At 40.7% G+C, this 24,923-nt stretch carries 23 protein-coding genes; 15 read left to right on the top strand and 8 right to left on the bottom strand.

All coding sequences use genetic code 11. The annotated features are described in order from the left end of the window. The first annotated feature begins 65 nt into the window (after nucleotides 1-65). Nucleotides 66-377 (top strand): hypothetical protein, encoded by a 312-nt coding sequence (locus I6F50_RS14660; protein ID WP_231613026.1) that lies wholly within the window; start codon nucleotides 66-68, stop codon nucleotides 375-377. Between the two features lie 110 nt (nucleotides 378-487). On the opposite strand, the gene dapD is transcribed toward I6F50_RS14660, so the two are convergent. The 3 genes from dapD to map form a co-directional block, all read right to left on the bottom strand. Next, a complete protein-coding gene (gene dapD, locus I6F50_RS14665) occupies nucleotides 488-1,315 on the bottom strand; it encodes a 2,3,4,5-tetrahydropyridine-2,6-dicarboxylate N-succinyltransferase (protein WP_002958324.1) in 828 nt (275 codons plus the stop codon). A 9-nt stretch (nucleotides 1,316-1,324) separates the two neighbouring features. Next, a complete protein-coding gene (gene glnD, locus I6F50_RS14670; protein ID WP_197176566.1) occupies nucleotides 1,325-3,943 on the bottom strand; it encodes a [protein-PII] uridylyltransferase in 2,619 nt (872 codons plus the stop codon). A gap of 64 nt (nucleotides 3,944-4,007) precedes the next feature. Beyond that, on the bottom strand, nucleotides 4,008-4,793 hold the full coding sequence (gene map / locus I6F50_RS14675; protein WP_007376820.1) for a type I methionyl aminopeptidase: 786 nt from the start codon (nucleotides 4,791-4,793) through the stop codon (nucleotides 4,008-4,010). 271 nt (nucleotides 4,794-5,064) lie between these two features. Here map and rpsB point away from each other — a divergent pair, with 271 nt between their 5' ends. From rpsB to I6F50_RS14745, 14 genes are all read left to right on the top strand, one after another. Further along, on the top strand, nucleotides 5,065-5,793 hold the full coding sequence (rpsB, locus tag I6F50_RS14680) for a 30S ribosomal protein S2 (RefSeq protein ID WP_007580978.1): 729 nt from the start codon (nucleotides 5,065-5,067) through the stop codon (nucleotides 5,791-5,793). Nucleotides 5,794-5,896: 103 nt separating this feature from the next. After that, nucleotides 5,897-6,748: a translation elongation factor Ts gene (gene tsf / locus I6F50_RS14685; RefSeq protein ID WP_007580981.1), complete on the top strand. Its 852-nt coding sequence runs from the start codon at nucleotides 5,897-5,899 to the stop codon at nucleotides 6,746-6,748. A 157-nt stretch (nucleotides 6,749-6,905) separates the two neighbouring features. Then, entirely contained in the window at nucleotides 6,906-7,655 is a 750-nt protein-coding gene (gene pyrH / locus I6F50_RS14690) for a UMP kinase (protein ID WP_007580982.1), read from the top strand. Between the two features lie 13 nt (nucleotides 7,656-7,668). Continuing rightward, nucleotides 7,669-8,226 carry a ribosome recycling factor gene (gene frr / locus I6F50_RS14695; protein WP_007580984.1) on the top strand — a complete coding sequence of 186 codons (558 nt, stop codon included), beginning with the start codon at nucleotides 7,669-7,671 and terminating at the stop codon, nucleotides 8,224-8,226. 58 nt (nucleotides 8,227-8,284) lie between these two features. Beyond that, nucleotides 8,285-9,064, top strand: coding sequence for an isoprenyl transferase (locus I6F50_RS14700; RefSeq protein ID WP_007580985.1), 780 nt, complete (start codon nucleotides 8,285-8,287; stop codon nucleotides 9,062-9,064). A gap of 19 nt (nucleotides 9,065-9,083) precedes the next feature. Further along, nucleotides 9,084-9,950 (top strand): phosphatidate cytidylyltransferase, encoded by an 867-nt coding sequence (locus I6F50_RS14705; RefSeq protein ID WP_007580986.1) that lies wholly within the window; start codon nucleotides 9,084-9,086, stop codon nucleotides 9,948-9,950. Next, entirely contained in the window at nucleotides 9,947-11,152 is a 1,206-nt protein-coding gene (gene ispC / locus I6F50_RS14710) for a 1-deoxy-D-xylulose-5-phosphate reductoisomerase (RefSeq protein WP_165739361.1), read from the top strand. Before I6F50_RS14705 ends, ispC begins: the two co-directional genes overlap by 4 nt. 1 nt (nucleotide 11,153) lies before the next feature. Beyond that, complete coding sequence (rseP, locus tag I6F50_RS14715; protein ID WP_010553745.1) at nucleotides 11,154-12,506, top strand: sigma E protease regulator RseP; 1,353 nt, start codon at nucleotides 11,154-11,156, stop codon at nucleotides 12,504-12,506. Nucleotides 12,507-12,602: 96 nt separating this feature from the next. Next, nucleotides 12,603-15,074 (top strand): outer membrane protein assembly factor BamA, encoded by a 2,472-nt coding sequence (gene bamA, locus I6F50_RS14720; RefSeq protein WP_007580991.1) that lies wholly within the window; start codon nucleotides 12,603-12,605, stop codon nucleotides 15,072-15,074. 11 nt (nucleotides 15,075-15,085) lie between these two features. Then, entirely contained in the window at nucleotides 15,086-15,604 is a 519-nt protein-coding gene (locus I6F50_RS14725; protein WP_007580993.1) for an OmpH family outer membrane protein, read from the top strand. Between the two features lie 7 nt (nucleotides 15,605-15,611). After that, the gene (gene lpxD, locus I6F50_RS14730; protein WP_165728534.1) at nucleotides 15,612-16,634 is read left to right on the top strand and encodes a UDP-3-O-(3-hydroxymyristoyl)glucosamine N-acyltransferase; all 1,023 of its coding nucleotides are present in this window, start codon (nucleotides 15,612-15,614) and stop codon (nucleotides 16,632-16,634) included. 26 nt (nucleotides 16,635-16,660) lie between these two features. Continuing rightward, complete coding sequence (fabZ, locus tag I6F50_RS14735; protein WP_007580997.1) at nucleotides 16,661-17,113, top strand: 3-hydroxyacyl-ACP dehydratase FabZ; 453 nt, start codon at nucleotides 16,661-16,663, stop codon at nucleotides 17,111-17,113. 2 nt (nucleotides 17,114-17,115) lie between these two features. Next, nucleotides 17,116-17,886 carry an acyl-ACP--UDP-N-acetylglucosamine O-acyltransferase gene (gene lpxA / locus I6F50_RS14740; RefSeq protein ID WP_007580998.1) on the top strand — a complete coding sequence of 257 codons (771 nt, stop codon included), beginning with the start codon at nucleotides 17,116-17,118 and terminating at the stop codon, nucleotides 17,884-17,886. Between the two features lie 146 nt (nucleotides 17,887-18,032). Beyond that, on the top strand, nucleotides 18,033-18,425 hold the full coding sequence (locus tag I6F50_RS14745; protein WP_010553743.1) for a septal ring lytic transglycosylase RlpA family protein: 393 nt from the start codon (nucleotides 18,033-18,035) through the stop codon (nucleotides 18,423-18,425). Here the strand turns inward: I6F50_RS14745 and cydC are convergent. Genes cydC through I6F50_RS14770 form a run of 5 tightly spaced genes read right to left on the bottom strand, consistent with a single transcriptional unit; the run spans nucleotide 18,408 to nucleotide 24,825 of the window. Further along, on the bottom strand, nucleotides 18,408-20,153 hold the full coding sequence (gene cydC / locus I6F50_RS14750) for a thiol reductant ABC exporter subunit CydC (protein WP_197176568.1): 1,746 nt from the start codon (nucleotides 20,151-20,153) through the stop codon (nucleotides 18,408-18,410). The two genes, I6F50_RS14745 and cydC, sit on opposite strands and share 18 nt — an antisense overlap. After that, complete coding sequence (gene cydD / locus I6F50_RS14755; RefSeq protein ID WP_197176576.1) at nucleotides 20,146-21,939, bottom strand: thiol reductant ABC exporter subunit CydD; 1,794 nt, start codon at nucleotides 21,937-21,939, stop codon at nucleotides 20,146-20,148. The genes cydC and cydD overlap by 8 nt, the downstream gene beginning before the upstream one ends. After that, a complete protein-coding gene (gene cydX / locus I6F50_RS14760) occupies nucleotides 21,929-22,093 on the bottom strand; it encodes a cytochrome bd-I oxidase subunit CydX (RefSeq protein ID WP_008133888.1) in 165 nt (54 codons plus the stop codon). Before cydX ends, cydD begins: the two co-directional genes overlap by 11 nt. A 12-nt stretch (nucleotides 22,094-22,105) precedes the next feature. Then, nucleotides 22,106-23,245, bottom strand: coding sequence for a cytochrome d ubiquinol oxidase subunit II (cydB, locus tag I6F50_RS14765; RefSeq protein WP_165739355.1), 1,140 nt, complete (start codon nucleotides 23,243-23,245; stop codon nucleotides 22,106-22,108). Continuing rightward, a complete protein-coding gene (locus I6F50_RS14770; RefSeq protein ID WP_197119487.1) occupies nucleotides 23,242-24,825 on the bottom strand; it encodes a cytochrome ubiquinol oxidase subunit I in 1,584 nt (527 codons plus the stop codon). The genes cydB and I6F50_RS14770 overlap by 4 nt, the downstream gene beginning before the upstream one ends. Nucleotides 24,826-24,923: the final 98 nt, after the last annotated feature.

Genomic DNA, 24,923 nt, shown 5'->3' on the forward strand with positions numbered 1-24,923 from the left:
GCCGGTTTAGCGCCAAATGAATCTGAGGTTAGATATCAAGATTCTAAAACTGTGGCCAAATTTTATTGACCACTACAGTCTCATTAAATGAAAATACTGAAAAGGGTTATTTTGATTTTATAGACTCCTCTAATATTGATTTTATAGAACTTGAAAATGGAGTGAAAGAGTTCTTCCCTTTATGCTATCGCATTCTTAAATCTGGCATTATAGCCCCATATAGAACGGTACCTTTTCCTCAAAATTCAATTGAAGAAATTATAATAGGACCATCAGAAAATAATGAGTTGGCTGTTAAGGGCTTAAAGTCCCTTTTGAGTTCATTAAATTTTGATGTAGAAGTGTCCAGCACTCGAACTTCATTTAGAAGAATTTAAAAAAGCTCTAAACCAAAGGCTTAGAGCTTTTCTATATACAATTAAAGTTTAGCTAAAACACTTAACTTTAAAGTATCGTTGGGTTTCGTTTCACTCAACCCAACCTACGATTACTCATCAATTGAGCGGAGTAGGGCGTTTATGCCTACTTTTTCGCGTGTTTGCTTGTCTACTTTTTTCACGATGATTGCAGCGTAAAGGCTGTGGGTGCCATCTTTTGACGGTAGTGCGCCTGGTACAACTACTGCACCGGCTGGTACGCGGCCGTAGTGAATTTCGCCAGTTTCGCGGTCATAAATACGAGTGCTTTGGCTGATGTAAACGCCCATTGAAATTACAGCGCCTTCTTCAACGATTACGCCTTCCACAATTTCAGAGCGTGCGCCAATAAAGCAGTTGTCTTCAATGATAGTTGGGTTAGCTTGTAGAGGCTCTAAAACGCCGCCTATGCCAACGCCACCTGATAAATGTACGTTCTTACCAATTTGTGCACACGAGCCTACAGTCGCCCATGTATCAACCATGGTGCCGTCGTCAACGTATGCGCCAATGTTTACGTACGATGGCATAAGTACGACGTTTTTACCTACAAAACTGCCTTTACGTGCTACAGCGTTTGGTACTACGCGCATACCGCCTTGCTGAAACTGCTCTGGGGTGTAGTCGCTAAATTTAAGCGGTACTTTGTCGTAAAACTGGTTTACGCCATCGTTCATTGGTTGGTTGTCGCGAATACGAAACGACAGTAACACTGCTTTTTTAAGCCACTGGTGTACAACCCATTCACCTGATATTTTTTCAGCAACGCGTGCAGCGCCGCTATCAAGTAAATCAAGTGCGTCAATAATGGCTTGTTTTACGTCGCTTGATACTGTGCTTGGGCTAATGCTATCGCGGTTGTCCCATGCGTTTTCGATCATCGTTTTTAAATCTGACATGTGTGTCCTCTATTCTGTTTCGGCGTTGAATTTTTTACGTAATGCCTGATGAATTTTTGCTTGCTCTTCATCAGTCAGCGCTTGGTATTCGTTATTAGATACAACAAAGAAATCCTCGGCACGTTCACCTACCGTTGTAATACGGGCTGCGTGAATGTGTAGTAAATGCGCTTGGAAAACTTCGGCTATTTTGGTTAGTAAACCTTGTATATCGACGGCTTGAATTTCTATTAAGCTACGGTCTTTGCGTGCATGTGGGCGCAGTACAATTTTAGGTTTAATATTAAAATCTTTAAAGCGTTGAGTTCGGCTCTTTTTAAAGCGAATTTTTTTACGCGGATCGCTTAGTGCTTGCTCAAGCCCACGTTTAATTGATTGCGCTCTACCACTGGCTATAGGGTCGCCGCTCACTTCAAGTATTACAAAGCTAAACAGTATATAACCGTCTTTTGTGGTTAGTACTTGGGCGTGTTGTATTTGTGCTTTTTTAGAGCCAATCACACTCACTAATCGGGCAAATAGTGCGCCAGAGTAAGGGCTGTACACAAATACTTGCGTACCGCCATGCATCGCTTTGTTAGACACAATAACACTGGGTTGGCTTAAATCGGGGCTATTTAATAAATGCTCGGTTTGCCATGATATTTGCTGTTCGCTAAAAGCGGTATAATAGTTGGCTTTAAAGCGGCTCCAAATTAAATCAATTTGTTCCTCTTGATAACCTAAATTAAGAAGACGCTGTTTAGCTTGATGCTTTTTGTCGCGAATTTGGTCGCGTTGATCCATTGGGTTTTCGAGCCCTAAGCGCAGTGCGCGTTGCGTGTGTAAATAAAGCTCACGCAGTAGGGTGTTTTTCCAATCGTTCCATAAGTTGTCGTTGGTTGCACGTATGTCGGCAACCGTTAAACAATATAAATAGTCGAGTTGGCGCTCTGTTTTAATACGTGTTGCAAAGTCTTTTATTACAGCTGGGTCGTTAATATCTTTACGCTGTGCGGTAACCGACATAAGTAAATGATTACTTACAAGCCATGCTACTAGTTTAGCATCAGCCGATGAAAAACCATGCAATTTAGCAAAAGCTATGGCATCAACAGCGCCAAGTTCTGAATGGTCGCCACCTCGGCCTTTAGCAATATCATGAAATATACCCGCTAAATAAAGTAGCTCTGGTTTATCCATTCGAGTGACTATTTCACTACAAATAGGAAACTCGCTAATACCTGTTTTATCAAAGTATTCGTAAATATTTTTGATTAACTTATGGGTGTGCTCATCTACGGTATAGGCATGAAATAAATCAAACTGCATTTGCCCAAATATATTACGCCACTGTGGTAAGTAGGCGGCAAGCATGCCGTGCTTGTGCATAAGCGTAAATGCGCGTCCCATGCCATTAGGGTGTTTAACTAAGCGTAAAAAGGCTTCGCGACAGGCTGCGTAATCTTGCAAATCGCCCAATAAACGACGGCGCACCTGGCGAATAGTACGAATAGTACTTGGGTAAATATGGGTTATTGCTGGGTTATCGGCTATGTGCTCAAACAATACAAAGAGTTGGTCGCGCCTAAAAAATACCGACGGATCTTTTACGCGTATTTGATGGCCCACTTGTTCAAAGTTTCTGTCGAGTTCTATCACCGTTTTTTCACTACTTTCGGGCATTATACTTTGTTCAAAGTATGAAAGTAGCATTTGGTTAAGCTCGCGCACGCGGCTCATTATTCTAAATAAGCGTTTCATCATACGCTCAACAGACGCTTTACCGTCGCTACCAAAACCTAAAATTTCGGCGGCTTGCGGTTGATGATCAAACAATAAACGGTTTTCGGCTCGACCTGCTGCTAAATGCAGCGCAAAGCGAATATTCCATAGGTTTTCTAGGCACTCTGAAAGCTCTTGAAACTCTTCGTGAGTTAAATATCCGTGGCTTATTAATTCTTGCAGGGTTTCTGTTCTAAAGTGCTTTTTTGCAACCCAAATAATGGTTTGTAAATCGCGCAGACCACCGGGGTTTTCTTTAATGTTTGGCTCAAGGTTATACGCGGTGCCGTGGCACTTTCTGTGGCGTAAGTTTTGCTCTTGAACTTTAGCAGTAAAAAATTCACCAGAGCGCCATACGGGTGTTTCAAGAATATGCATCTTGAGTTTTTCAAACTCAATGTGGTTACCAAAAATAAGGCGGCTTTCGAGCAAGCTGGTGGCAAAAGTAACGTCTTCACGTTTTTGCTCAATGGCTTGTTCTATGGTGCGCACGCTGTGGCCAATCTCTAAGTTGAGATCCCATAGCATGGTGACAAACTGGCCTATTTTTTCGCATATTTCTTCACTTGGCGGTTTAGTTACAAGCAATAAAAAGTCGATATCGGAGTAGGGATGTAGCTCGCCACGTCCGTATCCGCCTACAGCAATTAGCGCTAAATCAGGCTCATGCGCTAAGTCGTAAACATGAAACAGCTTTATGAGTAGGCGGTCAATAAACTCAGCCCGGGCATTAATTAAATTCCCAACCGGTTGTTTAGAAAACTCGTTATGTAGCCATTTATAAAAATAGCTAGAACAATCGCGATAATCATTAAGTTGCTCAGCATCGCTAAGCAACTTTTTTACTTTGTTGGGTAATGCCACGTGGGCTGGCTCCTTGTTGAACCTTTATTTTGATAAGTATTTTTATCAAATGGTTCGGTTTTTATTAGTGTTCGATAATCCTGTCGATAGTATCATCTGATCGTAGCGTTAAAATTTCAACACCATTTTCAGTCACTAATAAAGTATGTTCCCACTGTGCAGACAAACTACGGTCGCGTGTTACTACTGTCCAATCATCTTTAAGAAGCTTACATTGGCGTTTACCCGCATTAACCATAGGTTCAATAGTTAAACACATACCTGCTTTTAAGGCTTCGCCAGTACCGGCTTTACCGTAATGCATTATTTGTGGTTCTTCATGAAATCCTGCGCCGATACCGTGGCCGCAATATTCACGTACAATTGAGTAGTTAAAGCTCTCTGCATATTTTTGAATTGCTGAGCCAATATCACCCAAGCGCACACCTGGTTTTACCATTTTAATAGCAAGGTATAAGCTTTCTTGTGTTACTTCTGCAAGACGCTTAGCTTGAATGTTTGGTGTACCAACGTGGAACATTTTAGATGTGTCGCCGTGGTAACCATCTTTAATGACAGTTACGTCGATATTTACACTGTCGCCTTCTTTTAATGCTTTGTCATTTGGAATTCCGTGACAAATAACATGATTAACTGACGTACAAACTGATTTTGGAAAGCCATGATAATTTAACGGAGCAGGGATTGCTTGTTGCACATTAACAATATAATCATGACAAAGTGTATTTAGCTCATCGGTGGTAACACCTGGCACTACATGAGGGCCGATCATTTCAAGTACATCGGCCGCTAAGCGCCCAGCTACGCGCATTTTCTCTATTTCTTCAGGGGTCTTGATAATAGCGCTCATTGAGGCTCCAAAGTTGAGTTTTTAACATTTATCGCCGAACAAATTTTGCACGCGACGTTGAGTATTTAATTTTAATATGGTATAAAGCGCGCCGTCTTTTTACAAATAAATTCTTAAATGATTTTTTGTATTTAAGGCAAACACAATTTTATTTTAACACACACACGTATCGTCACATACACTTGGGTGCATTTGAAGTTTAATTACTTCGGTGTTGGTGCTATGGGATATGTGGAGGCCTAACCCTAAACAACTATAGAGGATCTATAAAATGGCAAACGTTTCAATGCGCGATATGCTTCAAGCTGGTGTTCACTTTGGTCACCAAGCACGTTACTGGAACCCTAAGATGAAGCCTTTCATCTTCGGCACACGTAACCGTGTACATATCATCAACCTTGAGCAAACTGTACCAATGTTCAACGACGCACTTAAGTTTTTATCAAGTGCTGCAGCAAACAAAGGTAAAGTTCTTTTCGTTGGTACTAAGCGCGCAGCAAGCGACGCAGTTAAATCAGCTGCTTTAGAAAGCGACCAGTTCTTCGTAAATCACCGTTGGTTAGGTGGTATGTTGACTAACTGGAAAACTGTACGTCAATCAATCAAGCGTCTTAAAGACCTTGAAGCACAAAGCCAAGACGGAACTTTCGAGAAATTAACTAAGAAAGAAACGTTAACGCTTAACCGCGAAATGGAAAAGCTTGAAAAGAGCCTTGGTGGTATCAAAAACATGGGCGGTCTTCCAGACGCGCTTTTCGTTATCGATGCTGACCACGAGCACATTGCTATCCGTGAAGCAAACAACCTAGGTATTCCAGTTGTTGCAATCGTAGATACTAACTCTAACCCAGACGGTGTTGATTACATCGTACCTGGTAACGATGATGCTATCCGTGCTGTAAGCCTTTACACTAGCGCTGTTGCAGCTGCTATTACTGAAGGTCGCGAGAATAACATCGTTGCTCAAGCTGAGAAAGACGATTTCGTTGAAGCTGAGTAATTAGCTGTCATCAAGTCTTCATCTTTTTAAGGTGAAGACTTGCTATTCTTGTCGAGCGGGTAACCCGCTTATCTAACCTGATTTCAGATTTGAGGATTTACTAATGGCTGTAACTACTGCCCTAGTTAAAGAATTACGCGAGCGCACAGGCGCTGGCATGATGGATTGTAAAAAAGCGTTAACTGAGACTGATGGCGACATCGAGTTAGCGATTGAAAACATGCGTAAAAGTGGCGCTGCTAAAGCTGCTAAAAAAGCAGGTAACATTGCTGCTGAAGGTACTATCATCATCAAGCAAAACGCGGGTGTTGCAGTACTAGTAGAAGTTAACTGTCAAACAGATTTCGTTGCAAAAGACGTAAGCTTCTTAGCATTTGCTAACAAAGTTGCTGACGCTGCAATTGCTGACACTATCTCTATCGAAGACTTACAAGCTAAGTTTGAAGAAGACCGTGTTGAGCTAGTTACTAAAATTGGCGAAAACATCAATGTACGTCGTTTACAGTACGTAACGGGTGAAAACCTAGTTGAGTACCGTCATGGCGATCGTATCGGTGTTGTTGTTGCGGGTGTTGCTGATGAAGAAACACTTAAGCACGTTGCAATGCACGTTGCTGCATCTAGCCCTGAATACTTAACACCTTCAGATGTACCAGCTGACGTTGTTGCTAAAGAAAAGCAAGTACAAATCGAAATCGCGATGAATGAAGGCAAGCCTGCTGAAATCGCTGAGAAGATGGTTGTTGGCCGCATGAAAAAATTCACTGGTGAGGTTTCTCTTACTGGTCAAGCTTTCATCATGGAGCCTAAGAAAACTGTTGGCGATATTCTTAAAGAGAAAAACGCAACAGTTACTAGCTTCGTACGTGTAGAAGTTGGTGAAGGTATCGAGAAGAAAGAAGAAGATTTTGCTGCTGAAGTTGCTGCTCAAATTGCTGCTGCTAAAGCTAAGTAAGATTACTATTTGTGAAGGATAATGAAATTAGATGCAATTAAAGTACTATTTGGTTTTGCTTCGCAGCTAGAAATTCTTTAAAATAACCGCGCTTTTATGTTTAACATAAGCGCGGTTATTTTTTATCCATAATTCAATAAAAGTTGGCCCCAATACTATGACTATCAATCGCAAACCTATTTTTAGACGTGTTCTTCTCAAATTAAGTGGTGAAGCTTTAATGGGAGACGAAGGCTTCGGCATCGATCCTAAAGTTTTAGACCGTATGGCACAAGAAATTAAAGAGCTAGTAGAGCTCGACGTAGAAGTGGGTTTAGTTATTGGTGGAGGTAACTTTTTACGCGGTGGATCACTTGCAGAAGCAGGTATGAATCGCGTAGTAGGCGATCACATGGGTATGCTTGCAACTGTTATGAACGGCCTTGCAATGCGTGATGCGCTACACCGTGCATTTGTAAATTGTCGTCTTATGTCGGCTATTCCGCTTAATGGTGTATGTGACGCTTATAACTGGGCTGAAGCAATTAGTTTATTGAAAACTGGTCGCGTAGTCATTTTTGCAGCGGGTACTGGTAACCCATTTTTTACTACCGATTCTGCAGCATGTTTACGCGGTATCGAAATTGAAGCGGATACAGTAATTAAAGCGACTAAGGTTGATGGCGTATACAGTGATGACCCTGTTAAAAACCCAGATGCGACGCTTTATACCCACTTAAGCTACAATGAAATCATTGAAAAAGAATTAAAAGTTATGGATTTAGCGGCATTTACTCTAGCCCGCGATCACAATATGCCATTGAGCGTATTTAACATGAATAAATCAGGCGCGCTAAAACGCGTAATTATGGGTGAAGAAGAAGGTACACTTATTTCTTCACAAGCCTCAGATGAAATAATCAAATAATTAGGATTAAACCGTGATTAACGATATTCAAAAAGACGCGCAAGCGCGCATGCAAAAAAGTGTAACTGCACTAGGTAGCCAATTATCTAAAATTCGTACTGGCCGTGCACATCCTGCAATCCTAGATGGCATTATGGTGTCGTACTACGGTGCACCAACGCCTTTAAACCAAGTTGCTAACGTAACAATTGAAGATTCTCGTACACTTGCTATTGGTGTATTTGATAAGTCTTTAGCGCAAGCTGTTGAAAAAGCAATTATGGCATCTGACTTAGGTTTAAACCCTATGTCGGCAGGTACTGTTATTCGCGTACCACTTCCTCCACTTACAGAAGAGCGTCGTAAAGACCTAATCAAAATTGTACGTGGCGAAGTTGAAGGCGGTCGTGTTGCTATTCGTAACATTCGTCGTGATGCTAATGGCGATGTAAAGGGTTTATTAAAAGATAAAGACATATCTGAAGATGAAGCGCGTCAATCGGATGATGCGATTCAAAAGCTTACTGATAAGTTTATTAAAGAAATGGATACTTTATTAGCTGCTAAAGAAACAGAATTGATGGAAATCTAAACAGCTAATTTTATTAGTTTTGAAACGCCGTCTAGGGTATACTAGGCGGCGTTTTTTTATGGAATACTCGATATTTATGGTTCTAGATGCTGACACAATTTCACAGCAATGTTTACCCAAACATGTTGCTATCATCATGGATGGGAACGGACGTTGGGCGCAAGCTAGAAATAGACCTCGTGTGTATGGGCATAAAAAAGGCGTAGACGCAGTTCGTCAATCTGTTCAGTTTTGTACTAAATTAGGGATACAATCGTTAACCTTATTTGCTTTTAGTAGTGAAAACTGGCGCCGCCCTGAAGACGAAGTAAACACTTTAATGGAGCTTTTCTTATTTGTTTTAACAAAGGAAGTTAAAAAGCTTCATAAAAACAATGTAAAACTGACCATTATTGGAGACTTATCACGATTTTCTGAAGGATTACGTAGCAAGGTAGACGCTGCGCATAAGCTGACTGAAAATAACACCGGGTTGCGTTTAAATGTTGCAGCTAATTACGGTGGTCGTTGGGATGTTGCCAATGCGGCAAAACAACTTGCTTTGCAAGTTGCGCAGGGCACACTAAACGCAGAAGATATTACAGAAGAGCGCTTAGCACAGCATATGAGCATGGCAGATCAGGCAGAACCTGATTTACTTATTCGCACTGGTGGCGATGTTCGTATTAGTAATTTTTTACTATGGCAAGTTGCTTATGCAGAACTTTACTTTACCGAGACACTTTGGCCAGATTTTAATGAAGCAGCATTTGCTGAGGCCATTGCGTGTTACGTTGCCAGAGAGCGACGTTTTGGTTGTACGGGCGAACAAATAAAACAATTACTCGCTCAAACCTAAATAGAATAAGGGTCACATTTTGTTAAAACAACGAATTTTAACCTCTCTAGTGCTAGCTCCATTAGCATTGGCTTTGGTTTTTTATACACCGCTTACGTTATTTAGTTACTTTGCTGGTGCAATTGTATTATTAGGCGCATGGGAATGGTCTGCATTTATGGGCCTTTGCGACAAGCTTAAACGTGCTGCCTTTGTTGTGTTTATTGGCGCTTTACTTGCCTTGCTTAATTTACATTGGCCTATTGAATCATTATGGGAAAATGGCAAGCTAGTCGGTGATGCAAACTACGTATTTACGCTTTCGTTTGCTTGGTGGATTGTTGCTAGCTATTTAATTTGGCGCTACCCAGAAATGGCTAAAGCGTGGAATGAAGGCCTAGTTATGCGCGGCATTGCAGGGCTACTCACGCTTGTACCGCTATGGCTTGCTCTAAATACACTACGTAGCGCGCAATATGCTGAATCAACTCATTTTGGTTCGGTGCTAATTTTAGTGGTACTCGGTATTGTATGGAGCGCAGATGTGGGTGCTTACTTTACGGGTAAAAGTTTTGGTAAACATAAGTTAATGCCTAAAGTAAGCCCTAATAAAACAATTGAAGGGTTAGCAGGCGGTGTAGTCGCTTCTATTATTTTTGTATTAGCATTTTGTCACTTTACCGATGTTGATTTAGTTGTATGGCCTGTGTACGCGATAATGACAGCATTTATTGCGTTGTTTTCTGCGGTAGGTGATTTACTGGAAAGCATGTTTAAACGTGAAGCTGGTTTAAAAGATAGCGGTCGATGTTTACCAGGACACGGCGGTATTTTAGATAGAATTGACAGCTTAACGGCTGCTGCTCCAATGTTTGTTATGTGCTATGCGTGGACTCTTAGTTTATGAGCCAAAAGCAATTGCTGGTTATTTTAGGCGCAACGGGCTCAATTGGTTTAAGTACACTTGATGTTGTGTCGCGCAATAAAGAGTTATTTGATGTTTTTGTTTTGGCTGCAGGACAAAATGCAAAGAAAATGGCGGAGTTGTGTATTGAACATGAACCGCTTTATGCGATTATGGCTAACCAGCAGGCCGCAGAGCAATTATCTGCGTATTTAGCTAATACTCAGTGCCAAACTCTTGTTATGCACGGTGAGCAAGCAATGAGTGACTTATGTGCTCATCCTGATGTTGACATTGTAATGTCGGCAATTGTAGGTGCAGCTGGTTTACTACCCACATTAAGTGCTGTTGAAGCGGGTAAAAAAGTACTACTAGCTAATAAAGAATCTTTAGTTATGTCAGGTCAGTTGTTTATTGATAAAGTTAAACAACATAAAGCCACTTTGCTGCCAATAGATAGCGAACATAATGCAATTTTTCAATGCCTACCGTCTTCGTTACAAAATGCCAAAGGCGATCAAAAACTACAGCAACATGGCGTAAGTAAAATTTTGCTTACCGGCTCTGGTGGCCCATTTTTAACGCGTGATATAAATACGTTAAAAGATGTAACCGTAAGTGAAGCCGTTGCACACCCTAACTGGTCGATGGGTCAAAAAATATCAGTAGATTCCGCAACTATGATGAACAAAGGTTTAGAGTTTATTGAAGCTAAGTGGTTATTCAATTGTGATGCGAGTGATATTGATGTGGTTATTCATCCACAAAGTATCATTCATTCAATGGTGCAGTACCACGATGGTTCTATTTTAGCGCAAATGGGTAACCCCGATATGCGCACGCCAATTGCCCATGCACTTGCGTATCCTGAGCGAATTAATGCGGGTGTTAAACCGTTAAACTTCTCTGAAATTTGTGATTTTTCGTTTACTAAACCTGATTTTTCTCGTTATCCAAATTTACAATTAGCGATTGATGCGTGTAGTGCAGGGCAGGGCGCGACAACAACGGTTAATGCAGCAAATGAAATAGCTGTGGGCGCATTCTTAAACGGTAAAATTGGTTTTACCGATATATACAAAATAAATGCACAGACGCTAGAAGCTGCAACTTACACCAATGTGCAAAGCCTAGATGAAATTTTAGAGTGTGATAAATTAGCGCGTATTAGCGCTTCAGAATTTATAACAAAAGTGGCGCATTAATATGTTTGATTTTTTTTGGAATCTTGGCTCATTTATTTTAGCGCTTGGTATTTTAGTGGCCATACATGAATATGGCCATTTTTGGGTTGCACGAAAAATGGGCGTTAAAGTGCTGCGTTTTTCAATTGGTTTTGGTAAGCCACTGTTAAAATGGCATGACAAATATAATACCGAATACGTGATTGCCGCTATTCCATTAGGTGGTTATGTAAAAATGCTTGATGAGCGAGTTGATGACGTACCAGCAAATCAACGCCACTTGTCGTTTAACTCTAAATCTGTACAAGCGCGTATTGCTATTGTTGCTGCGGGACCAATGGCTAACTTTTTGTTTGCCATTTTTGCTCTTGCGGTGATGTATATGGTAGGTGTGCAATCGGTTAAGCCAGTTGTTGGCAGCATAACCGAAGGCAGTCGCGCAGAGCAGGCGGGCATTATGCCTTCTCAACATATTATAAAAATTGGTGATGATGACATAACGACATGGCAAGATGCCACATTTGCGCTTATGTCTAACTTAGGCGAAGAAAGCGTTGAAGTTATTGTTCGTGATAAAAACCTTCAACCACGCGTTAAAACGCTTAATTTAGAGGGTTGGAAGCTTGACCAGCGAGACGTACCACCACTGAGTTCGTTAGGTATTGTGCCATTTAGACCTCAAGCAACTTTAACAATTGCCGCCGTAACTAAAGACTCAGCCGCAGAACACGCTAATTTACAAGTTAACGACACAATTTTGGCTGTAAACGGTGAAACAATAAGCAATTGGCAGCAATTAGTTAATCTTATTACGCAATCAGCTAACAAATCTTTACAATTTAGTGTAAAAAGACAAGATACTATACAAGCCATTACAGTTACCCCTAAAGGGCGCATTGATAATAACGGTATTGAGCAAGGCTTTTTAGGTGTTGCTCCTGTTGTACAGCAATGGCCTGATGGCTATGTAGAGACAAGGCATTACGGCCCGCTCGATAGTATTGTGCGAGGCACAAAAGAAACTTGGCGCTTAATTACACTCAGTTTTGACATGATTGGTAATTTAATTACAGGCCAGGTTTCGGTTAAAAATTTAAGTGGTCCTGTGGGCATTGCAGTAGGCGCTGGAACTAGCGTAAGCTATGGGTTAGTGGCCTTTTTAAGCTTTTTAGCCTTAATAAGCGTTAACTTGGGTGTATTTAATTTATTACCCTTACCAGTGCTTGATGGCGGACACTTAATGTATTACATAATTGAACTTTTTCGTAAAAAGCCGGTCTCTGAAAAGACACAAGAGTTTGGTTTTAAAGTGGGTGCCTTGTTGCTCATTTTTCTAACATGTTTCGCTTTGTTCAATGATGTATCGCGTTTGTAGTTACAGCGTGGCAAATTACTAATTAGAACACGATTGTAAAGCACCACTAGTAAGGTGTTATGCGGTAATACAGTTGTAAAGGATAAAGATAATAAAATGGCTATAAAAAAACATTTGGCAATAACAAGTTTATTGGGTGCAAGTTTTGCAGCCCTAGGCCAAAACTCCTTTATTGTTGAAGACCTGAAAGTTGAAGGTTTGCAGCGCGTAGCACTTGGTGCAGCGCTAACACATATTCCTATTAACGTAGGCGATAATGTTGATGACTATACGATTTCAAAAACAATAAAGTCACTTTATCGTTCTGGGCACTTTGATAACATAAAAGCACTTCGTGATGGCAACAACGTTATTTTTAAAGTAACGGAACGTCCTACCATCAGCTTTATTGAGTTTGAAGGCAATAAAGACATTAAAGACGAGCAGCTTAATGAGTCTCTTGATCAGCAAGATATTCGCCAAGGTGAACCACTTGATAAAACCGTTATCGATAGTATCGAAAAAGGCTTAGTTGAGTTTTTCCACAGTATTGGTAAATACAACGCTAAAGTAGATATCAGTATTACTAAGCTGCCACGTAACCGCGTTAAACTTAAGTTAGAGTTTGATGAAGGTGATGCTGCTTCTATCCGCCAAATTAACTTAGTGGGTAATGAACTTTTTTCTAATGAAGAGCTTCTTAAACTTGCTGAATCGCAGCAAGATTTACCTTGGTGGCAGTTTATGGGTAGCGACCGTTACCAAAAGCAAACCATTGAAGGTGATTTAGAAAAAATTCGTAGTTATTATTTAGACCGTGGTTACCTGCGTTTTAATATCGACTCAACGCAAGTTTCAGTGAGCCCTGAACGTGAATCGGTTTACGTTACAGCTAACTTAACTGAAGGCGTAAAATATAAAGTTAAAGGTTTTGACTTTATTGGTGACTTGCTTGGCCGTGAAGACTTAATTAAAAGTGTTATCCCACTTAGAGCGGGTGAGCTTTATAACGGTTCTGTAGTTACTTCATCTGAAGAGTTTATTAAAAGCTACTTAGCACGTTTTGGTTACGCTAATGCTGAAGTGCGTACAATTCCAGAAATTGACGACGAAAAGCAAGAAGTACAATTAACACTATCGGTTAATCCAGGTAAGCGTGTATACGTTCGTCGTATTATTGTTGGTGGTAACCAAAATACGGCAGATGAAGTACTTCGTCGTGAAATGACACAACTTGAAGGCGCATGGTTATCTAATCAAAACCTTGAGCGTTCAAAACTGCAAATTCAACGTCTACCTTACATGGAAACTGTTGATTTTAACGTAGTGCCTGTACCCGGTGTGGATGACCAAGTAGATGTAGACTTTACTGTAAAAGAGCAATCTGCAGGTAGCTTTAATGCTGGTCTTGCTTATGGTTCTTACTTAGGTCTGCAGTTTAATATTGGTGTAACAGAATCTAACTTTTTAGGCACAGGTAACCAAATTGGTTTAAACCTTAATACGTCTACAGGTTCTGAAAGCTTAAGCTTATCGTACACAGACCCATACTTTACGCCAGATGGTGTATCGCAAGGCAGTAGCATCTTTTACAGAAACTACGATGCAAGTAAATTCAGTCTTGTTGAATATAAATCGAAAAGTTATGGTTTAGGCACAAATATTGGTTTTCCAATTGATGCTGTAAATCGTGTTAACTTTGGCGCCCGTTGGATTAAAGAAGAGCTTTCGGATATTGCAGAGTACGAGCAAACGCGTGTACTTCGTGAAACATTCTTAGATCCAGATAACCCAGATGCAGGCTTTGACTTTACTAAGTATGAGCTGAGTGTTGGCTGGTCGCGTATCACCGTTAACCGTGGTTTATTCCCAACAGCGGGTTCGCGTCAAACTCTAAACTTAACAGCAACAACGCCTAACTCAGATCTTCAGTACTTTAAACTGAACTACGATTCGCGTTTTTACTGGCCTATATCAAATGACCACCGTTGGGTATTCTCAACGCGTGCAGCACTTGGTTATGGTAATGGTTATGGTTCTACAAACGGGTATGAGCAAACACTTCCATTCCAAGAGTACTTCCGTATAACGGAAATGGAACTACGTGGCTTTGACCGTAATACAATATTACCACGTGCTGTGTCGCGTATACCGCAGTCTATTCCGGGTACGCCAGGTGCAGACGGTACTACAACCGGTAGCATTGGTGGTGCATCAGAATTTGATATTCTAGTGCCACAAGGTCGTATTGGTGGTAATGCCAAAGCAGTGGCAGGTATGGAGCTAATTGTTCCTACACCATTCTTAGATGAAGAAAATACCAGCTCTGTACGTACTAGCTTCTTTGTTGATGCTGCAAACGTATGGGATACTGAGTTTAACGTAGACCGCTATCAAAACTTAGGCGTTGATGAACGTGCTAAATTAGATGACTATTCAGACCCAATGCGTTTTAGGGTTTCAACCGGTCTTTCATTACAATGGATCTCTCCAATGGGTCCAATGCTGATCAGTTTTGCGTATCCATTGCAAAAAGAAGAAGATGACGATACGAAAACCATCAGCTTTAACATTAGTAACACTTTCTAAAGGAGTTTTTTGTGAAAAAATTATTTAAATCAACAGCTGTAGCAGTTTTAGCAACGTTAATGATGGGTACTTCTGTGAATGCATTTGCACACAAAGTAGGTATTGTTGATATGCAGGAAATCTACAAGCAAATTCCTCAAATGGCTAAAATTGAACAGTCTTTACAAACTGAGTTTGCTGAACGTCGTCAAGAGCTTGAAAAGTTACAAGGCGATATTCGTTTTGAAGCTGAAAAATTTAAACGTGAAAGTACAACGATGAGCCAAGCTCAAAAAGATACTCTGCGTGAAAAAATTCAAGGCATGCAAAAAAATCTTGCTGAACAAGGTCGCCCTTTAGAGCAAGAAATTAAAGCGCGTCAAAACCAAGAGCTTGCTAAAGTTCAAGGTGTAATCATCAAAACAATTGAAGAGATTGCTAAAGACGGCGACTTCGACGAAGTTAAAGTAAAAGACACTACTATTTACTTTAACCCTAAAGAAGTGACTGATCTTTCATCTAAAGTTGTAGCCGCTGTTAGTAAGAAATAATCACTCTATGCAAAATTATACGCTTTCGCAAATTGCGGAACTTCTAGGCGCCGAACTTCAGGGTGATGGCGCTTTAGAAATAAAAAAAATAGCGACACTTGCAAATGCCCATTCTGGGCATATTGCATTTTTAGCGAACTCAAAATATCGATCGCAACTTGAGACTACTCAAGCTAGTGCTGTAATAGTAAGCCAAGCCGATGCAGAGTACTTTAGTGGTAGCAAAATTATTGTTGCTAATCCGTATGTAAGTTACGCAAAATTAGCGCAATTTATGGATACAACACCACGCTCAGCCTCGACGGGTATTCATCCAAGTGCAACTGTTCATTCAACAGCGATTGTTAGTGATAGCGCCGCTATTGGTGCTAACGCAGTCATTGAAGCTCATGCAGTGATAGGTGACAACGCGCAAATTGGTCCGAACAGTTTTATCGGGGAACGTGTTAAAATAGGTTCTGGCACTAAGCTTTGGCCTAGTGTGACTATTTATCACGATGTTGAAATTGGTTCAGATTGTTTGTTTCAAGCAAATAGTGTTGTAGGTAGTGATGGGTTTGGTTATGCAAATGAGCGCGGGCAGTGGGTTAAAATACCTCAACTTGGTTCAGTGATCATAGGCAACAAAGTTGAAATTGGTGCAAGTACGACAATTGATCGTGGTGCACTGGACAATACCATCATTCATAGCAATGTTATTATCGATAATCAGTGTCAAATAGCGCACAACGTTGAAGTTAATTCAGGCACCGCAATAGCGGGCTGCACTGTACTTGCAGGAAGCGTTAGCATTGGCAAGAACTGTCAAATTGGTGGCATGGTTGCAATTAATGGTCACATGTCTGTATGTGATGGTGTTATAATTACCGGCATGAGTATGGTGACAAAATCAATCACCGAACCAGGTATTTACTCATCTGGTATGCCCCATACAACAAACAAAGAATGGCGTAAATCAATAGCTCACTTGCGTAACCTTTCAGACATGAAATCTCGTCTTAAAGCGCTTGAAGCATTGGCTAAGTCATAACGTTGAACACTAATAAGGATGCTATTTTGGCAAACGAATTAAATAGCCTTGATATTCAAGAAATTTTAAGTTTATTACCGCACCGTTACCCGATGCTATTAATTGATCGTGTTATTGATTTTACACCTGGCAAGTCTTTACATGCTATTAAAAATGTTTCTATAAATGAACCAATTTTTACTGGGCACTTTCCAAATCAGCCAATTTTTCCTGGTGTGCTAATATTAGAATCAATGGCGCAAGCAACGGGTTTATTAGGTTTTAAAACAGTAGAAAACCGTAGCGAAAACGAATTGTATTTGTTTGCTGCTGTTGATAACGCACGTTTTAAACAACCTGTAATTCCTGGTGATACAATGCATCTTCATGTTGAGTTTTTAAAAGAACGTCGCAACATTTGGAAGTTTGCTGCAGAAGCTAGAGTCGACGGCAAAATAGTGTGTAGTGCCGAAATTATGTGTGCGAGAAGAGAGTTTTAATAGTGATCCATTCTACAGCAATAATCGAACCTGGCGCTAAACTAGGCAACAATGTCTCAGTTGGTCCGTATAGTTATATTGGCAATGATGTTGTTATCGGTGATAACTGTATTATTGAGTCTCACGTTGTTGTTAAAGGGCCGTCAACTATTGGCTCTGGCAATCATATTTTTCAGTTCGCGTCTGTGGGCGAAGCCTGCCAAGACAAAAAATACAACAACGAGCCAACCACTTTAATCATGGGTGATAACAACGTTATCCGTGAATGTGCCACTATTCACCGTGGTACGATTCAAGACCAAGGTGTTACTAAAATTGGTAGTAATAATTTGTTTATGGCTTATACACACGTTGCACATGACGCGGTAATTGGCGATAACGTAATTTTTGCTAACAACGCAAGTGTGGCCGGCCATGTACATGTTGGTGACTGGGTTATCCTTGGTGGTAATTCGGGTGTTCATCAGTTTTGTAAAATTGGTGCACATGCCTTTATTGGTATGTATTCAGGTGTTAACAAAGATGTACCACCATTTGTTACTACCATTGGTATGCCAGCAGGCCCTGCAGCTATCAATAAAGAAGGCATGAAACGTCGTGGTTTCGAAAGTGATGAAATTATGGCTGTACGCCGTGCATACAAAGCATTTTATCGTAAAAGCTTAGGTGCTGAAGAAGCTATTGAGTCGCTTAGTGAAGATGCCGCAAAGTATCCTGCTGTGAAATTGATGGTCGACTTTGTTAAAAACTCAGAGCGCGGCATCGTAAGATAATTCGCGGGTTTGCTTTAAGCATTAAAAAAACCACCCTAGATGATAAATCGAAGGTGGTTTTTTATTGCCCTGCTTTAAGCTAATTCAGTTAATACTCAGGGTAATTGAGTTAGTATGCGGGTAATTTATATAATAAAAGCCGTCCTATGCGTTTACCTAAGTTAGTAGTCACTCTTTTTATTACTTCAGTTTTAGCCGCTTGTAGTAGCCAGCCTATTGTTAAATCATCTGCTGGAGAAATCACTCAAGTTGGGAAAGCATCTTTTTATGCTGATAAATACCACGGAAGAACAACCGCCAACGGAGAGCGCTTTAGCCAACAAGCCGCCACGGCAGCCCATTTAGAATTTGATTTTGGTACTACGGTGGTTGTTACCAACCTCGCTAATAACAAATCAGTCACGGTAAGAATCAACGATAGAGGCCCGTATGTGCGAGGTCGTATTATTGATTTATCAAAAAGTATGTTTAAAAAAATAGCCGACCCTAAGGTCGGCGTTATTGATGTATCAGTAAAGGTTTTAAAACCGGGTAGTTAGCGAAACATAACCAGGATAAGCCACACTGAGCTCTTTATGAGAGCCTTGTGCGACTATTTGACCGTCTTCCAACCATACAACATTATCCATTTGAGCAAGTAGAGCGGGATCGTGCGTAATTGTCAGCACGCTCGCGTTATTCATAACATGCATTATTGCTTGCATTACCCCTTGCTTAGACTGATTATCAAGACCTTCTGTTGGTTCATCAAGAACCAAAATAGCCGGACTTTTAAGCAAAGCTTGTGCAATAGCTATACGTCTAGACTGACCTTGCGATACGTTACGCCCGCCAGTGCCTAGTCGTGTTTTTAAACCTTCTTTTAGCTCATTAAACCATGGGCTTAATTGCGCTAATGAGAGCGCTTCAATCATTTGCTCTTTAGTTGCATTTGGCGCGGCATAACGTAAATTTTCACTCAGTGTGCCATCAAAAATATGGTGCTGCTGAGCGAGTATATTTATCACACTTGCGCGTATATCATTATTTAACGAATGTAAGTCAACAACGCTATTTTGATTATTTAGCGTTATGCTGCCTTGTTGTAAAGGCCATAAACCAGTCAGTAAATTTACAAGCGTCGTTTTACCGCTGCCGCTTCTACCAACAATCGCTACTTTTTGCTGAGGCATTAGCTCAAAGCTAACATCAGTTAGTGCTGTTTGTTCACCATATTGATAGCTAATATTGTTAAGTGCCAATGTGTTATTTTGCGCACTAAAGCTTTCATCTGCTTCTATAATTGTATTTTTATCTTGTGAGCTAGCTGCTTTATCTTCAAGTGTAAACAACCGCTCTGCTGCTTTTAATACGTTAGGTAGCTCAATAAACGCATTAGGAAGTAGTAATACACTCTCAAAACTTGCCAGTACAAACAGGCTTAACATAGCAAGTTCTACATTTACCATAGTATTGGCGTAAACCAACGGGACTATGGTGACTATGCTAGCAAGCATGGCTAATTGAACAACCAACAAGCTTAACCCATCTGAGTTTGCTAGTGCTTTGTGGCGAATAAATAATTGCTTATTGTACTGCTCGCTTAATTCGTCGCACTTATTAAGCTGCTGCGAACGGGCTTGATAAATACTAAGCTCTCTAAGGCCTGTAAGTGTATCTGAAAGCTCAGAGCGAAGTTGCGCACTAAGCTGTGTTTCTTTATGGCTGTTTTTAGTGAGCTTAGCACTTAGTAAAGCAGGTATTACAACACCAATAAGTACAATGCCTGTAAAGCAAATAAGGGCGACGTTGCCATTATAGGCCGACATAAACAGCATGATGATTGGCACACTTAAAAGAGCAACCAGCATAGGCAGTAAAACGTTTAAATAAAACTTGTCGAGTGCGTCTACATCGTTTTGTAATCGGTTAACTAAATCAGCGCTGCGGCTCATTGCTAAATCAACATTGTTAAGCTTACTTAACGTTGCAAATACATTCGTGCGTATTTCACTTAGTAATAAAAACGTGGCGTTATGAGTAACCAAACGCTCGCCATAGCGCGACGCGGTTCGTACAATTGCTAAAAATCGAATCGTTCCTGCTGGAGTAAAGTAGTTCATTTGCACGCCGGCAATACCTGCAGCGGCCATTGATGCTAAAAACCAGCCAGATATAGCCAATAAACCCACATTAGCTAATACCGTAATCGTCGCTAAAAATGTGCCTAGTAGCATTGCTTTGTAATGAGGAGCGCAAAGCTTTAATAAGCGAATAAAGTTAGTCATGCATTACTCCTTGCTCAGCTGTTTTGAGTAAATTTGAAAATGCACCATTTTGCGCTGCAAGTGTTTCAAAGTGACCTTGCTCAGCTATTTTCCCATCGTGCATAACAATGATATTACTGGCATGTTTAACGGTATTTAATCGATGAGCAATGACTAACACTAAGTTATTTTTAGCATATTCATTAATAGCATCTTGAATAAGCTGCTCTGTTTGGCTATCAAGGTGCGCTGTAGGCTCATCAAGCACTAAAACTGGTGCTTGTTTTATGAATGCACGTGCGAGTGCGATGCGTTGCTTTTGTCCGCCAGAAAGCCCTTCGCCTTGCTCACCTATCAGTGTGTTAAAACCATCGGGTAGGGTATTTATAAATTCAAGCACACCAGCTTGCTTTGCTGCATGTTCAAGCTCTTGCTGTGTGGCAGTTGGTTTGGCCAATTTAATGTTGGCAGCAATGGTGTCGTAAAACAGCGTCGCTTTTTGTGGTATCCATGCAATGTTATTTTGCAGGTAAGTAATATCGGTTGTGCTTAAACTCTGATCATTAATAGATAGGTGGTTTATCACCTCAGGGTGAAACCCTAATAAGCAATCAAACAACGTACTTTTACCTGAGCCACTACTGCCCACAACTGCAATTAAGCCTTTATTTAGCAGTGTTAAATTTATATTTTTAATCCCTTCGTTACTATCTGGGTATATAAAATTAAGGTCGGTAATACTTATTGAGTTAATTGTATTTAAAGTTAAATTGTTTTCAGGCGTGCTTGTAGTCACTGACGCATTTTCGTCACTTGGCAGTGGTGCATTTAAAATCGCAACCATATCGGCAGCGGCACTAATGCCTTGTAAGCGTGCATGGTAATGGCTACCTAGCTGGCGCAGTGGTAAATAAAATTCAGGCGCTAAAAGTAGCACCACAAAGCCAGTAGCAAAATCAAGAGTGCCAAAAAACAGTCTAAAACCAATAATGACTGCGACTAATGCCACGCTAATGGTGGCTAAAAACTCAAGTGCAAATGATGATAAAAACGCGATTTTTAAAACATCGAGTGTAGCGTGTCTAAAATCATCTGAAATTTTAGCTATTTGTTTAAGCTCGGTACGTGTTGCATTAAATAGCTTGAGTTGAGTTAAACCTTGTACGCGGTCAAAAAAGTAATTGCCCAGTACAGCAAGTTGCTTCCAGCGTTTTTGGTTTAAAGCTTCGGCTTTTGAGCCTACTAAAATCATGAAAAAAGGAATGAGCGGGGCGGTTAATAAAAATATCAACCCAGCTTTATAATCTGTCGGAAAAATAACAACCAATATTGCCAGCGGAATAAGCGCGCTGTAAGCAGCACCAGGTAGGTATTTAGCATAATAGTCGTGGAGTGCTTCTACGCCATTATGTAGGGTATTTAATGTAGCGCCTTGGCCGTGTTGTTCTATATAGCTTGGCCCAAGTAAGCTGAGCTTATTTAGAAGTGTTTGGCGCATTGCCGATTTTATTTTAAGTGCAGCATATGCACTCAAGCGTTCGCTTAATGCTAAAAATATTGCACGCAGTAAAGTAATACCTGCTAAGGGCCACAGTAAGTGTGTAACGCCGCTTAAGCTGCTGCCTTCAAACATTACATTATGAATAGCTTGAGCCAGTAAATAAGCACCTGCAATCATCAGTAATGCGTTAAAAGTACCCAGTGCAATGCTTAACTTTAACCACACTGCAGCGGGTTTACTTTGACGCTTTAAAAAAGCGCGCAGTGACTGCTGCTGCGCGCGATCTGGTCGAGGGTTAGTCGTCATCTTTAGTCGAGTTAGCCTCGTTTAATAAATCATGCATAGGTTGTTCATCATCAGCAATGCTGTTTTTATTTTGATGAAACTCGTACCACATTACATTTATCACACCTAAGGTACAGGCCAAAAGTACACCTAAAATCCAAGCGAAATACCACATAGTTTAGTCTCCTTAATAGCTACCGTGAGTGTTATTTTCAATTTCTTCAACTGTCACTCTGCGCCACATTTTTACGTAACACCAGGTGGTGTAGGTTAAAATAAGTGGTACAAAAATAGATACTGCAACAAACATTACATTTAGCGTTCTATGGCTCGATACCGCATCCCAAATTGTTAAGCTAATATTAGGATTATTGCTTGATGGCATAATAAATGGGAACAGTGAAACACCTGCCGTCATAATTACGCCTACTAACATTAAGCTTGTTGAAATAAGCCCAAGTGCTGGCTTATTCAATTTAGAAAATATAAGAGCACTTAATGCCATTGCAAACGCTAATATAGGGAAGGTCATTGTCCACGGGCGATCGCTGTAATTACTTAACCAAGCACCTTGCGCTGTTGTTACTACTTTAGCTAAAGGATCTGCGTGGCTTTGCGTATCGGGCATAGATACAATTTGGTAACCCGTTAAATTAGCAACCCAAAAACCAGCAGCTGCAAATAATACAATAAATGCAATTAGAGAGTAGCGACCATATTGACCCGAACGCTCTGCTACTGCACTTGCTGTACGAAGTTGTAACCACATACCAGCATGAGCAACTAACATGGTAATACTAATCAAACCAGCAAGTAATCCAAATGGGTTAAGCAAGCCAAAAAATGAGCCTTGGTAGCTAACACGCATTAGGTTATCAATATTAAACGGTACGCCTAAAAATAAGTTACCAAATGCAACACCAAAAACTAATGCCGGAATTGCGCTGCCTGCAAGCAAGCCCCAATCCCAATTGTTGCGCCAGCGTTTTGAATCTACTTTACTGCGGTAATCAAACCCAAGTGGTCTAAAAAACAAGGCAAAGAGTACTAGCATCATGGCAAAGTAAAAGCCCGAAAATGCAGCGGCATAAACCATAGGCCATGCTGCAAACAATGCGCCGCCTGCAGTTATAAACCATACTTGGTTACCGTCCCAATGCGGACCAATCGTGTTTATTACTGTACGGCGCTCTGAATCTGTTTTACCTACTAGGCGAAGCAACATAGCCACGCCCATATCCATACCATCGGTAATAGCAAAGCCAATAAGCAGCACACCAATGATCAACCACCAAAGCATTTTTAATGTTTCATAATCAAAAATCATGATTGCTCTCCTTTAGTTTGCTCAGCTTTGTTTGGTAACTCAAAATGGTATTTACCGGTATGCAGCGAGCTTGGCCCTTGCTTAACAAAACGGATCATCAGCCAGCCTTCAACAATGGCTAAACCAGTGTAGAAAACAATAAATCCAGTTAAGCTAATTAGAATGTCGTTTATTGTTAGTGACGACGTGGCTAAAAAGGTCGGTAGTATTTCAGATATAGCCCAAGGTTGGCGACCATATTCAGCAACTATCCAGCCAAATTCAATAGCTATCCAAGGTAGTGGAATGCTCAATACAGCAGCCCATAACAACCAGCGCTTTTGCTCAATAACACGGTGTGCGTTGTAGTAAAATGCTAATATAAATACACCAAGCATCGCCACACCACAGGCAACCATAATCCTAAATGACCAGAACATAGGGCCCACTTTAGGGAAAGAGTCTTTAACAGCTTTTTGAATTTGCTCCTCGGTAGCATCTACAACATCAGGTGTGTAGCGCTTAAGCAGCAAGCCATAACCTAAATCATCTTTCAGGGTATTAAATGTTGCTATATTTTCAGGCGTGTCTTCACCATTTCTGAGCATCATAAGGTATTTATAAGCTATCATACCGTTACGGATTCGTACTTCGTGTTGTTTTTCTAGGTCGTTAATACCGGTAACTTGCTCATCGAGCGAGCGAGTTGCAATTAATCCAAGTGCGTAAGGTATTTTAACCGCAGCATGTGTTACTTGCTCTTCTGAATCAGGGAAACCAAATGCGGTAAACGCAGCCGGAGCTTCTTCTGTGTGCCATTCGGCTTCAATTGTTGCCAGTTTTACTTTTTGAACTTCGCCTACTTCGTAGCCTGATTCGTCACCAAGTAAAATTACACATAAAATTGACGCTAAACCAAAACCAGAAGCGACTGAAAACGAACGCTTAGCAAATGCAAGGTCGCGGCCTTTTAATATGTACCAACTACTTATACCCAATACAAACATTGATGCAGCTACATAACCTGCCGATACCGTATGAATAAACTTAACTTGTGCTACAGGGTTAAACACAAGCTCTGCAAAGCTAGTCATTTCCATGCGCATGGTTTGATAATTAAACTCAGCACCTACCGGGTTTTGCATCCAGCCATTGGCTATTAAAATCCAAAGCGCCGACATGTTAGTACCGATCGCCATTAAAAAGGTTGCACCTAAATGTTGGCGTTTAGAGAGTCTGTCCCAACCTAAAAAGAACATACCAACAAAGGTCGATTCTAAAAAGAATGCCATTAAACCTTCAATTGCCAGGGGAGCCCCAAAAACATCACCTACGTAATGGGAATAATAAGACCAGTTAGTACCAAACTCAAACTCCATGGTAAGGCCTGTGGCCACACCAATTGCAAAGTTAATACCAAACAATTTTCCCCAAAACTTAGTCATATCACGATAAATTTCGCGACCGGTCATTACATAAACCGATTCCATAATAACTAAAATCCAGGTCATACCTATCGTTAACGGTACGAATAAGAAATGAAAGAGAGCGGTAACAGCAAACTGTAATCGCGATAGATCCACAAAGGTTTCATCTATCATTATTGGCTCCTTGAGAGTGACGGATTAACAGGGCAACATTTAATTGGCAAAGTTAAGTTTTAATGAACTTTCAGTAATTACTGAAAGTTTGTAATATT

The sequence above is a fragment of the Pseudoalteromonas sp. NZS127_1 genome (genome assembly GCF_015864295.1).
Classification (GTDB): domain Bacteria; phylum Pseudomonadota; class Gammaproteobacteria; order Enterobacterales; family Alteromonadaceae; genus Pseudoalteromonas; species Pseudoalteromonas arctica.